At 42.2% G+C, this 12,907-nt stretch carries 13 protein-coding genes; all 13 read right to left on the reverse strand.

Annotation, left to right across the window (positions count from 1 at the left end):
• Nucleotides 1–7 precede the first annotated feature (7 nt).
• The 13 genes from ACSSWA_RS11575 to ACSSWA_RS11635 all read right to left on the reverse strand — a co-directional run bounded on the left by ACSSWA_RS11575 (nt 8) and on the right by ACSSWA_RS11635 (nt 12,890).
• Entirely contained in the window at nt 8–1,234 is a 1,227-nt protein-coding gene (locus tag ACSSWA_RS11575; RefSeq protein WP_437356732.1) for a hemolysin family protein, read from the reverse strand.
• A gap of 3 nt (nt 1,235–1,237) precedes the next feature.
• On the reverse strand, nt 1,238–2,110 hold the full coding sequence (locus ACSSWA_RS11580) for a decaprenyl-phosphate phosphoribosyltransferase (protein ID WP_437356733.1): 873 nt from the start codon (nt 2,108–2,110) through the stop codon (nt 1,238–1,240).
• A 2-nt stretch (nt 2,111–2,112) separates the two neighbouring features.
• Nucleotides 2,113–3,765, reverse strand: coding sequence for an acyl-CoA mutase large subunit family protein (locus tag ACSSWA_RS11585; protein WP_437356734.1), 1,653 nt, complete (start codon nt 3,763–3,765; stop codon nt 2,113–2,115).
• 21 nt (nt 3,766–3,786) lie between these two features.
• Nucleotides 3,787–5,631, reverse strand: a complete 1,845-nt coding sequence (gene mutL / locus ACSSWA_RS11590; protein WP_437356735.1) for a DNA mismatch repair endonuclease MutL — start codon at nt 5,629–5,631, stop codon at nt 3,787–3,789.
• A 12-nt stretch (nt 5,632–5,643) separates the two neighbouring features.
• Nucleotides 5,644–6,114, reverse strand: a complete 471-nt coding sequence (locus tag ACSSWA_RS11595) for a dihydrofolate reductase (RefSeq protein WP_437356736.1) — start codon at nt 6,112–6,114, stop codon at nt 5,644–5,646.
• A gap of 12 nt (nt 6,115–6,126) precedes the next feature.
• The gene (gene thyX, locus ACSSWA_RS11600; protein WP_437356737.1) at nt 6,127–7,050 is read right to left on the reverse strand and encodes an FAD-dependent thymidylate synthase; all 924 of its coding nucleotides are present in this window, start codon (nt 7,048–7,050) and stop codon (nt 6,127–6,129) included.
• A gap of 13 nt (nt 7,051–7,063) precedes the next feature.
• Entirely contained in the window at nt 7,064–8,218 is a 1,155-nt protein-coding gene (locus ACSSWA_RS11605) for a glycerate kinase family protein (protein ID WP_437356738.1), read from the reverse strand.
• Between the two features lie 8 nt (nt 8,219–8,226).
• Complete coding sequence (locus ACSSWA_RS11610; protein ID WP_437356739.1) at nt 8,227–8,739, reverse strand: HIT family protein; 513 nt, start codon at nt 8,737–8,739, stop codon at nt 8,227–8,229.
• 96 nt (nt 8,740–8,835) lie between these two features.
• Nucleotides 8,836–10,932: an elongation factor G gene (gene fusA, locus ACSSWA_RS11615; protein ID WP_437356740.1), complete on the reverse strand. Its 2,097-nt coding sequence runs from the start codon at nt 10,930–10,932 to the stop codon at nt 8,836–8,838.
• Nucleotides 10,933–10,970: 38 nt separating this feature from the next.
• Nucleotides 10,971–11,348 carry a DUF948 domain-containing protein gene (locus ACSSWA_RS11620; protein WP_437356741.1) on the reverse strand — a complete coding sequence of 126 codons (378 nt, stop codon included), beginning with the start codon at nt 11,346–11,348 and terminating at the stop codon, nt 10,971–10,973.
• Between the two features lie 9 nt (nt 11,349–11,357).
• Entirely contained in the window at nt 11,358–11,780 is a 423-nt protein-coding gene (locus ACSSWA_RS11625) for a YtxH domain-containing protein (protein WP_437356742.1), read from the reverse strand.
• 127 nt (nt 11,781–11,907) lie between these two features.
• Nucleotides 11,908–12,489 carry a Maf family protein gene (locus ACSSWA_RS11630; protein ID WP_437356743.1) on the reverse strand — a complete coding sequence of 194 codons (582 nt, stop codon included), beginning with the start codon at nt 12,487–12,489 and terminating at the stop codon, nt 11,908–11,910.
• Between the two features lie 8 nt (nt 12,490–12,497).
• Nucleotides 12,498–12,890 carry a hypothetical protein gene (locus ACSSWA_RS11635; protein ID WP_437356744.1) on the reverse strand — a complete coding sequence of 131 codons (393 nt, stop codon included), beginning with the start codon at nt 12,888–12,890 and terminating at the stop codon, nt 12,498–12,500.
• Nucleotides 12,891–12,907: the final 17 nt, after the last annotated feature.

A 12,907-nucleotide genomic window follows, 5' to 3' on the forward strand; every position in this document is an offset into this window, starting at 1 on the left:
TATAATTTCAGTTAGATTCTTTTACGTAAAGTTTCACCAGATCGACTTTTTTCTTATCCGACTTAAGAATTTGTATCGAAAAATTGTCGATATTGAACGATTCCCCTTTACGAGGTATACGGCCGAGTTTTGTGGTAATATAGCCTGCCAGAGTTTCGTAATCGCCCTCTTCGATATTCAAATTGAATTCGTCGTTGAGGTAATCGATTTCGACTTTACCGCTGAGTATATATGTGTGCTCCCCGATTTTTCTGGCAATAATTTCGTCGACGTCGTATTCGTCCCTAATTTCGCCGAACAGTTCTTCAATCAGATCTTCAACCGTTATTATGCCCGCCGTGCCCCCGAATTCGTCGACGACTACCGCAAGTGAAAACTGTTTGCTCAAAAATTCATTCAGCATTTCGAGGCTTCTTTTCGATTCGGGAACAAAAACAACATCGCGCAATACTGATTTCAGTTCTTTTGGCATTTTCAAAAAATCTTTAACCAGCGCCATCCCTTTTATATTGTCAAGATTTTCCTCGTATACAATTAATTTGGAATAGCCGGATTCAATGAATTTTTCGAGCACTTCGTCCGGCGTGGAATTAATATCGACTCCCACAATGTCAGTCCGGGGAGTCATGGCTTCGTAAACTTTCTGATCGCGAATTTCGATTATCTTGTTTATGATATCGGATTGTTCTTCGTCAATTTTTTGAGCCTGGCTGCTCTCCTCAATCAGATTCTGGATATCGTCACGGTCGATTTCGTTTACAACCCCCTCTTCTTCTCTCTCGTCAATTCTTTCCACAATTGAAGAAATTTTTGAAGTAACGGCAACGAAAGGATAAAACAATACGGATAAAATTCTAACGGGCACAGCCGACATAAGCGCCAGGAAATCTGCAACTTCCCTGCCGATATATTTGGGAATCAATTCCCCGAAGAGCAACAGAAGCATTGTGGATACTAATAATATTTCGAATTCGTTGTAACCGAAATAGTGAAGCAAGAAATAAGAAGAAATCGAAGCGAACGAAATATTAATAATATTATTCGAGATTAAGATTGTAGAAAAGAACGCTTCCGGTTTCCGAACAAAATAGAATGCCGTCTTTGCGTAGAAATTTCCTTTCCTCGCCCGGAGTTCTAGTTTGATTTTATTTGCGACGACATATGCAATTTCGGCAGACGAAAAAAATGCGCTCGCAAATAACAATATTATTAAAATCAGAAAATCGTTGACCATAGATTAACCGTAAATTATCAATAATACAGATAAAATATACAAAATTGCATTCAAAATAGTGGGAATGTCCGACAGTACGAGCTCTGCGGCATCCTCGCCCCGTTTTTGTTTAATTGCAAGGTAGAGATATCTCAAAACTCCGTAGATAACAAATAATATCGTATATACGAGATTTCCCGTGCCGAATTCTTGAACAGTATGTTCCGAAATCGAGTAGAGGGAGTACGAAATAATAATACCTCCGGCGCTGACGGCAGTAATTATGTTTAAAAGCTCCGATGAATAGTCGAGCAGAACTTTTCTTTTCTTCGCATTATCCTCATAGGAGGCATATTCCACACTTCGTTTAATCACCGCCATAAAAAGGGCAATGAAAATTGTCGCAAGTATAAGCCAGCCGGATAATTCCACATTAATGACGACAGCGCCGCCTGCGACCCTCAACAGGAATCCGAAGGCAATAATCATTACGTCAAGTATTACCAAATTTTTAAGGTAAAGAGAATAAAAAAAGTTTATTACAATGTAAGCTGCAATAATGTACTTGAATTGAGCGCCTGTTCCGTATAATATCACTGTCAAAAGGAGCGCTAGTACAATGGCAATTGTTATCGCTTCTTTTCCCGATACTTTTCCGGAGGCAATCGGTCTGTGCTTTTTAACGGGATGCAAACGATCGTACTCGACGTCGAAGTAGTCATTAATTACGTAAACTAATGCGGAAGCCAAAGAAAAAGCGAGAAACGCCATAATCGAGCCTGTCAAACTTGCAGGCTCGAATAAGTTCTTCGAAAAGACCAAAGGGACAAACACAAAAAGATTTTTAATCCAGCTTTTTATGCGGATTAATCTTAAATATTGTCCTAATTTATCCATAATTAAAATACCGGCACATCGGTATATGTGCCGAAATATTTTTTAAGTTCGGCTACCATTTCTCCGAGTGTAACATATTTTTCCGCTGCTTCAATCAAAGGCGGCATCAGATTTTTTCCGTCTCTGGCAGCAACAGCAATATTTTCGAGCGCTTTATTTACATCTTCTCGATTTCTGCCGTTTCTCAGTTCAGCCAGGCGTTTTCTTTGCTCTGTTTCGACTTCGGGAGGAATTCTGAGTATCGGAATGTCGATACTTTCGTCCGGGTCCACGTATTCGTTAACGCCGACTATAATCTTTTCTTTGCTTTCGAGCTGAAGCTGATAACGGTATGCGGAATTTGCAATTTCCTTTTGGAAATATCCCGCTTCGATAGCCGGGATAACGCCTCCGAGAGCGTCAATTTCCGCAAAGATTTTTTCGGCTCCGGCTTCCATTTCGTCGGTAAGTTTTTCGATAAAATAACTGCCCCCGAGCGGATCGACTGTATTGATAACGCCCGTTTCGAAAGCCAGCATCTGCTGCGTTCGAAGCGCAATTTTAACGGCTTTTTCCGAAGGCAGCGCGAGCGTTTCGTCCATCGAATTTGTATGGAGCGATTGAGTCCCTCCCAAAACAGCCGCAAGCGCCTGATACGCCGTTCTTACGATATTGTTTTCCGGCTGTTGCGCCGTAAGAGTGCAGCCTGCGGTTTGGGAATGAAATCGCAGCCACCACGATCTCGGATTTTTTGCTTTATAGACTTCTTTCATTCGACGCGCATAAATGCGTCGAGCCGCTCTGAATTTCGCGATCTCTTCGAAGAAATCGAGGTGCGAATTAAAGAAAAACGAAAGCCGCGGCGCGAACGAATCGATATCCATACCGCGTTCCAGACACGCTTCAATATATGCAAAGCCGTCAGCCAGAGTAAATGCGAGTTCCTGAACTGCGGTCGAACCCGCCTCTCTGATGTGGTATCCGCTTATCGAAATCGGATTCCATTTCGGAGTTTCGTTTTTGCAATATTCTATCATATCGACGATTATTCTCATCGATGGGCGCGGCGGAAATATAAATTCTTTTTGAGCTATATATTCTTTCAATATATCGTTTTGAAGCGTGCCGCTGAGCGAAGCGAGATTCAAACCTTGTTTCTTCGCCACCGCCAGATAAAAAGCAAAGATCATTGCCGCCGGGGAATTAATCGTCATCGACGTCGAAACTTTATCGAGCGGAATATCTTTAAAAAGAATTTCCATATCGAGCAACGAAGAGACCGAAACGCCGCAGATGCCCACTTCGCCCCTGCTCATTTCCGCGTCTGCATCCCAGCCCATCAAAGTTGGCAGGTCGAATGCAACCGACAGTCCGGTTTGCCCTTTGGCAAGAAGATATTTAAAACGCCGGTTTGTATCTTCGGGCGTGCCGAAGCCGGCGAACTGCCGCATTGTCCATATCTTACCCCTGTAGCCTGTAGTATGAATTCCGCGGGTAAAAGGATACTCCCCCGGAAAACCGATATCCGACAAATAATCTTTCCCTTCGATATCGTCGGGAAAGTAGCATTCCTTTATGGGAAGGTCGGATACGGTCGAATATCTTCGAGGCGCGGTTACCGATTCGGATAACCGGTCAAGATATCTTACTTTTGCTTTTTTGTATTCGGATTCCATCGAAATCCTTTCTATTGTTTTTTAGGTTCTGCCGAAACGTTTGTCGAACTCTTCGATCGGTATTTTGATAATTATCGGTCTGCCGTGCGGACAGACATACGGCATCGAAGTGGCAAAAAGTTTGTCGACCAGAATGCGCATCTCTTTTTCGTCGAGCTTGTCTCCGGCTTTGATTGCCGCTTTGCAGGAATACGATTTTGCAAGGTTGTCTTTGACGTCGAGTATTTTTTCCTGCTGATTCTTTCTGTATTCGTGAAGTATGTCGAGCAGCGTATCGACTTCGTGTTCGGTTTTCAGGTCGGAAGGAATGCCGATTATTTCAACGCGGTATTTAGGCTTGAATTTGAGCGTGAATCCGAGATTTGTCAGATACGGCTCGAGTTCCTTAGTCAGTTCGTAATCCGCCGGGTCCATATCGACTACTTGAGGAAACAGAAGGTGTTGCGAAAAGGGAATGTTGGCATTAAACGAATTCAACGCCTGCTCGTAAAGAATTCTTTCGTGCGCCACATGAGCGTCGATAATCATCAGACCGCTTTTAATCTGGGAAAGAATATATTTGTTATGAAGCAATACAATAAACGGAGTCTCGCTTTCTTTCTCCTGCGTCGATTCGAATCTGTGCGTAACTTCTTTTTGCTGAGGTCTGCTTTCGAACGGATGAGGAGCCGATTCGGGAGCCGCTGCGGCTTTAATCTCGTCGTCCAGATGGAAGAGTCTTTTTAAATCTTCTTCGTTGTATTTTTTCGTTTCACGTTCTACCGCAGGTCGGTCGGAAAAGTCGTATTTATCTATATTTCTGAAATTCTGAGGTCTTAATCTCTGTTCGGAATTTCCGTTGTCGTCGAGAGTAACCTGTGGAACGAGGTCGTAACTGCCGATTGTCTTTCTTATTACGGCATTAACAAACGCGTAAATCTCTCTTTCGTCGTCGAATTTAACTTCCAGTTTGGACGGGTGAACGTTGACGTCGACTTTTTTCGGATCAACTTCCATAAAGAGTACGAAGAATGGATAATCGCCTTTTTCGAGTATGTTTTCAAACGCCGAAAAGACCGCGTGATTAATTGTCTTATTTATAACATAGCGTTTGTTGAGGAAAAAGTATTGATCGCCTTTGCTTTTCCGGAGATAATTCGGTTTTGTAACGTAACCGGTAAGAGTTATGTAATCAGTAATTTCTTCGACATCGAGCAGCGCCTCGTCGATATTATCGGCAAATACGGCTTTCATTCTGTCGAGCAACGAACCCGGTTCATAATCGAAAAGAAGATCGTCGTCGTTATAAAATTTAAAGTAGATTTCCGGATGACTTAAAGCGGCGCGTTTGAATGTTTCTATAATATGTTTCAGTTCCGTAGTATTCGATTTCAGAAAATTTCTGCGCGCAGGCACATTATAAAAAAGATTTTTAACCGTAACCGAAGTTCCTTTTTGAAAAGCAACTTTTTCGGCTACTAACTCATTCGAATCCGAAAACCGGATATAAGCGGCAAGCTGGTCTTCTTCCCTTCTGGTTTTAATTTCGAGCTGGCTGACAGCGGCGATTGAAGCCAGAGCTTCGCCTCTGAAACCGTATGTAATTATGCTTTCGAGATCGTCAACGGAATTTATCTTGCTGGTTGCATGTCGCTGAACGCATAGGAGAGCGTCGTCCTGACTCATGCCTTCGCCGTTGTCGATAACCTGAATGAGCGACTTGCCGGCATTTTTAATTATAACTTCGATTTCGGTAGCGCCTGCGTCAATCGAATTTTCGAGCAGTTCCTTTACTACCGATTCGGGTCTGTTAACAACTTCGCCGGCTGCTATTTTATTGGCAATATTCTCCGGCAGTATTTTTATTTTTTTTGATTTATTTTCCATCTTAAATTCACTTTAAGTAATTCTAATATAATGATAAAGAACGAAATCGTTAAATTCTTTTTTAGTTGCAGTCCAATCTTCCTGGTTGAATTCCGGAAAGAAAGTATCCCCCTCGGCGTCGAATTTCATCTCGGAAATAAGCATTTCGTCGGCTATGCCGATAAAAGCCCCGAAAACCTGTCTGCCTCCGATTATAAAAATTTTTTCGTAATCTTTGCAATGCTTCAAAACTTGGTCAACGCTGAATAAAACTACGGAGTCGGACTCGTTTGTTTTATATTCCTTATTCCGGGTTAAAATAATATTGAGCCTGTTATCGAGCGGTCTTTTGAGCGACTCGCGGGTTTTGCGTCCCATTACAACGGGAAATCCTGTGGTCGTCGATTTAAAATGTTGTAACTCCTCGGGAGAATGCCACGGCAACTTGCCTTTATAACCAATCACATTATTTTTCGCTTTAGCGGCGATGATAATAATTTTCATGAAATTACAAATTCATGCCCACGGTATTTTGATACCAAGCAGGTTCAGTTTCTCTTCGAATTCGATTCTTTCTCTGTTCTTTGCAAGGCGGTCGTTTATTTTTTTTAACCAGCCGTAACTATCAGCCAACCGGAGAGCTTCTTCTTTATCTCCCGAATTAATGGCTTTCAAAACATTCAGTTCGAGCGCTGAGAATTTAACGCCGTTATAAATATAATCCATAAAAGCTTCCCATGTAATCGGGCACCATCTGGCGACAATCTCCTTGCCGATAACTTCGGCGTATTGACGAATTTCGTACTGAGCGTGGGAGTCCATTCTCAACGAAATGAATCGCAACAAATTATGAAGGTCGATTTTCCAGTAAGCTTCCGTATAAGTAGAAAGCGGCAAATCTTTACGGGCTTGTTCCCTTGCTACTCCAGCTTCGATTCTTTCTTTATAAATTTCACGCGCATAATTTTGAAACTTTATTTCTTTTTCGGACAAAATTTTGCCGACTTCTGCGCTCAGGAAACCTTCGCTCCCCTGTTTATTGTCTTTTGCCTGGTATCTCCATTTATCCGGGTCTGTTTTTTGAGAAGCGTCGATTGCAATCGAATAACGAGTCGAATACTCGTTGACGTTCGCTGTTCTGTGACGAATCCACTGACGCCAAGTATCCATCGGCACGCGCACATGAAATTTAATTTCGCACATTTCAAACGGAGTCGTATGTTGATTTCTTAAAAGATAACGAATAAGCCCGCGGTCTTCGCTCACTTTTTTCGTTCCTTTTCCGTAAGAAACGCGGGCAGCCTGAACAATCGATTCGTCCGAGCCCATATAATCGACGACGCGAACAAAACCGTCGTCCAGAACTTTAAATTTCTTTCCTAAAATTGAATCGAGTTCTTTGACCGAAACTCGTTCCAGAATTTCGTCTTTATTTTCCATCTAGATTCCGGCTTTAATTTTTTATTGTAAACTGATGTAAAATTTCTCTGGCAATAATCTTAGCGGCGGTTAAAATTCCTTCGTCAATCTTTTCGATCGATTCTTCCGGCGACTCGAAATACTCCGCCAATTCGATAATACGGATATTTTCTTCTTCGGGCAAATCGCCTTCGGCTTCGCCGCATACTACGTAGACGGGCACCCCTTCCGGCGCATATTTTTTGATTATCAGGTAAGCTCCTTTTTCGTATTTACTCTGGAAATCGAATTTGCCTTCTCCCGTTAAAACCAAATCATATTTTTCGTCTGCAAGTCCAAGATCTTCGAAAATAAATTCCTCCGCCGATTTTAATTTAGCGTCGAAGAAAAGTTGAAATGCCGCCGTTAATCCGCCGCCGGCGCCGTTGAGCGACTGTATGGTTTTGTTGTCGCATCCGGCTAAGCCGAGAATTTTTTCGAATCCCTTTTCGAGAACCTCCAGGTCTTTATCGCTTGCGCCTTTTTGAGCGGCATAGACCATCGTAGCGCCTTCTTTACCGAGCAAAGGATTGTTAACGTCGTGAACTACAGTAATGCCGAACGGTAATTTCTTCTTGCTGTAATTAACTTTTTCGGTTTTTATAAAATTAACAGGCAACGCGTCGAGCTTCTTGTTGTCATTATCGTACAATTCAAGCCCCAAACGACTCATCATTCCGAGACCCAAATCATTTGTGGCAGTCCCGCCGATACCGATAATCAGTTCTTCTATTTCAAGAAATCCGTTCTCTTTGCTTTCGATTAACTGTTGTATCAATTCGCCCATTCCGACCGAATTAAGCAACATCGGATTCCTTTTTTCGTGAGGCACCAGATTGAGTCCTAACGCCAGAGCGGATTCGACATAAACTTTTTTATCTTGCATTGAATAGCCGACCGGACACAAGAATTTTTCATCCGAATGCGGATATGAAATTTCGAAATGAAGCAATTCCAGGCTGAAATAATTTTTAGCCGTTTCCAGAAATCCGTCGCCTCCGTCGCTGATCGGTTTATAATGGAATTCAACAACCTTTTTAAGATCGTCAGGAATCAGTTTGTCGAAAGCCGCCTGAAAAAGCGATGCGATTTCAACAGAATTAGCGCATTCTTTGAACGAATTTGGAGCGACGAGAATATTTTTTTTCATATTATTTTTTATTTAGAGTTAGCGGTTAGTTTTGAATAAGCTTCGATTAAGTTCGACTTTGTTTGAAGTAAGTCCTGCGATATTACTTTTACGTCTCCGAGAACCGGAAAGAAATTAGTATCCCCGTTCCATCTCGGCACTATATGGAAGTGAATATGTTCGTCGATACCGGCTCCGGCAGCTTTACCGAGATTTGCGCCGAAATTAAAGCCGTGCGGCTTCATTACCAGATCGAGGGCTTTCATACTCAACTTGGTTACCTGCATAATGCGATTCATTTCCTCTTGAGTCAAATCCTCAAAAGACGACAAATGTCTGTTTGGAATAACCATTATGTGTCCGCTGTTGTAAGGATAAAGATTGAGCATAACAAAACATAAGTCGGAGCTGTAAACTTTGAGCGATTTTTCGTCGTCGATTTTTTCATTGACGGCTTTGCAAAAAATACACGTTTCGTCCTGCTTCTTATCCTTAAATGACTCAATATATTGCGAACGCCAAGGCGACCACAAACGTTCCATAACACTCCTGTAAATTAAATATCGAGGGAAAAAAATAACCGACCCGTCAACCGTAAACGAATTGACGGGTCGTTTAAAATCAGCGCCGCGCAATAATTATTCTGCGGCTTCTTGTTTTTGTTTCTGATATTCTTCTATAATTTTGGCTTCCACTTCTTTCGGCACTTCTTCGTAGTGCGAGAAGCTCATTTTGAACATACCTCTGCCCGAAGTCAAGCTGCGCAATTGAGTCGAATATTTATGGAGCTCTGCAAGAGGAACTTTCGCTTTTATAATCTGGAAGGGAGATTCCGATTCCATACCGAGAATTTTGCCTCTGCGGCTCGAAATATCGCCCATCACGTCGCCCATGTATTCTTCGGGAATTTTAACTTCGACATCGTAAATCGGTTCGAGGATAACGGGCTTTGCTTCCATAAATCCTTTTTTGAAAGCTTGCGATGCGGCAATTTTGAAAGAAACTTCGTCGGAGTCGACCGAGTGGTATGTTCCGTCGAACAAAGTAACTTTGACGTCGACGACCTGGCTGCCGGTAAGAATTCCTTTCGACATAATTTCCTTCAAGCCTTTTTCAACAGCGGGCACAAATCTGCCGGGAACCACGCCGCCTACGATAGCGTCGACAAATTCGAATCCTCCTCCTCTCGGAAGCGGTTCCAATTTAAGATGAACGTGTCCGTACTGTCCCCTGCCGCCTGATTGCTTTTTGTGTTTATATTCCGCGTCGTTGCAAACGCCTTTAATAGTTTCGCGGTAAGGAATTCTCGGCTCGACAAGATCGACTTCTACGCCGTATCTGTCTTTCAACAATTTGATGGCAAGGTTCAATTGAAGTTCGCCCTGCCCTGCAATTATTGTCTGAGAAATTTCAGGGTCGTATTTCGAAATCAAAGTCGGTTCTTCTTCGTGCGCCGTATGCAAAGCTGCGGATATTTTGTCTTCGTCGCCCTTTGCCTTCGGCTGAACTGCCATTCTGATAACCGGTTCGGGATATTCGATTTCCGGCAATACTACCAAGAAGTTTTTGGAACAAAGAGTGTCGCCGGTGTGACTGTCTTTCAGTTTAACCACGGCTCCGATATCGCCTGCTTTCAGACTGCTTACTTCAGTTCTGTTATGACCGTTTAGAATAAAGAGCTGACCGATTCTTTCCGTTTTATCTTTGTGAGTATTTACAAGGTCGATACCCTGAGTAACGGTTCCCGAATAGACCTTGAATATCGAAAGTTCGCCGACGTGCTGTTCGGAAAGAGACTTAAATATGAAGAGAACTGTTTCGCCGTTCGGGTCGCATTTGATTTCGACGGGCGTGCCGCCGTCTTTCATTTTTGCTTCGAGCGGTTTTCTGTCCGCCGGCGACGGGAAATATTTTTCGACGAAATCGAGGAATGTGTTTGCGCCTACGCCTTTTGTGGCTGCCATCGGGAACGCAGGTACAAGCGCACCGTCGACAATAGCTTTTTTTATTCCTTTTACCAGATCGTCTTCGGATAGAGTGCCTTCTTCAAAAAATTTATTCATCAAATCTTCGTCGGACTCGGCTACTTTTTCGATCAATTCCTCGCGCAGTTTATCAGCCTGTTCTTTGAGATTAGCCGGTATATCTTCAACCGTAACCTTTTTCGAACCTGCGTCGCCGTAAGTAACAAGTTTCATTTTAATCAAATCCACAACGCCGTTGAAATTGAGACCTTCGCTCGCAGGGAAAGCGACCACGCTTACATCGGGCGAAAGTCTGTTTTTTGCAACTTCAATAGTATCAAAGAATTTGGAGTGTTCGTTATCGACTTTATTAACAATTACCGCTGAAGGGATATTGTATTTTCTTGCATATTCCCACGTCAGTTCGGTGCCGACTTCAATCCCTTCGGCGCTTTTGATAACCGAAACCGCTACGTCGGATACATAGAGGCTCGAAATTACCTGTCCGATAAAATCGGGAAAACCGGGAGTGTCGAGCAAGTTAATTTTTTTATTGTTCCACTCCAAATGAAGAGGAGTGGCATAGATAGAGATTTGTTTTTCAATTTCATTCTGGTTAAAGTCGGATACAGTATTTCCTTCTTCAATTTTACCGATTCTGTTAATAGCGCCGGATGTAAAAAGGAGTAATTCGGAGATGGAAGTTTTACCGCTTCCGCCGTGTCCAATTAATGTAATATTTCGGATTGCGTCTGGATTATACTCTTTCAAGATGTAGTCTCCTTATAATATTTATCGATCGAGAAAATTTATTTTCGCGCCATTGTAGACCAAAAAGCCCGCAGACCTTTGGCGACGGCTCGTAAATTCGATATGAAATTAGCGGCTTTTTCTTCCTCCTTCAATATTTTTCCCTTTTTGAAAGAATTCACTTTTTCTTTAAATCTTTTAATGGACGAATCGATTTCCGTCCAGTAATCTTCGATGTCGGAAACAATCCTCCTGGCTTTGTCGACGGTTTCATTCAGATTGTCGACAGCCGGGATTGTCTTGTCGATTAGCATATCAATATCTTTACGAAGGGCTTGAATATCGTCCGTAATTTTTTTCAGGTAGACAATTAAAAAAACGCACAAAGATATTGCCGCTAAAATTAATACAACCAGTAAGATATCGATTAAAGTCATAATAAATAATTAAGATTCTTTTTCAGAACGATAAGCGTCGACGCCGGCTTTAACTGCGGCTTTCAACTTGTCGCTTTCTTTTTCAACTTTTTCTTTGCCTGTTTTAACCGCGTCCGAAGCTTTGACTTTAGCGTCTGCCAATACTTTTTCCGCTTCGTCCAAAAGCGCGTCGACTTTTTCTTTAGTTTCGGCTACGAGCTTTTCGGATTTCTTCTTGCCTTCATTTATCAATTGATTAGCTTTGTCTTTTGCCACAGCCAGATACGATTCGGCGTCGTCCATCACGTCTTTAGATTTAATGCGGATGTCTTCTCTCAATTCTTTACCGCTTTTGGGTGCAAATAACATTCCGAGCAGCGAACCGATAGCTGCGCCGGCAAAAAAACCGATCAAAATACCTTTTCCTACTCCTCTTGTTTCATCGTTATGCATAGAATCCTCCTTTGTCTGTTTTTAAGTGTTGTAAAATAATAACCGCCTTTTCTAAAATCAAGGTTTGAACGAAAATCGGAGTGAATAATCGACAAAATAACTATACTATTGCCAGGATTTGAAAAAATTATCGCGTAATATCCAGAATGGCTTTATATACTTTTGCAATTGGCAAACCTACAACGTTATAATAGCAGCCGTCAATTTTTGAAATGAAGAGCGCGCCATAGTCGTCCTGAATTCCGTAAGAGCCGGCTTTATCCATCGGACTGCCGCTTGCGATATAATTCAGAATTTCCTTGCGCTCTAATTTTCTGAAAGTAACTTTTGTTTTTTCGTAATCAACTATTTTTTTGCCGTTCGATAAATTTGCAACCACAAATCCGGTATAAACCGTGTGAGTATTCCCGCTCAGTTTCGATAGCATTTCAAAGGCTTCTTTTTTTGACCGGGGTTTTCCCAGTATTTCTTTTTTAAAAACTACGATAGTGTCGGCGGTGATTAGAATTCCCTCTTTCACTTTTTTAGAAGCGGCGTTGAATTTATCCAGCGCCAGACGCTTGACGGTTTTAGCCGGATGCTCGCCGTCTTGAATATCTTCATTAACGTCGACGGAAAACGCTTTGAAATTTAGGTTCATCAATTTAAGCAGTTTTCGTCTGCGGGGAGATTTCGAAGCAAGATAAATTGGGATTGTTTTGTCGATCATAAAGAAAATCAGCGGAACAAAGCTTTGATACTGCCCCACGTGCGTTTAACGCTCGATACTCTGTGCACAACGTTATACGGAGCGCTGTAAGCTGTCTGTCCGTCTTTGTCTACGATTTTAAGACGATACGCATAAACCGCGTCGGTCGATTTGAATGCCGTTTGATCGACGTATTCGTAGCTTTTGTCTGGTTCAGGTTCTACTCTGGCGAGAAACATAAACTGACCTGTAACCGTTCTGCGTTCGATTTCGAAATGACTAAGATTAACTTCGCTCGAAGTTTTCCAGGTAATTAGAACGTTGTTATCCTGACTTTCCGCTTTGAACTCGAGAATGGTTGTAGGCGCATAAAGAAGAGTTGCGGAAATCAATAAAGTCAATATGGTCAGTTTTGTTTTCATATTTCCTTGTCAAATAT

The sequence above is a fragment of the Melioribacter sp. Ez-97 genome, assembly GCF_051488665.1.
GTDB lineage: Bacteria > Bacteroidota > Ignavibacteria > Ignavibacteriales > Melioribacteraceae > Melioribacter.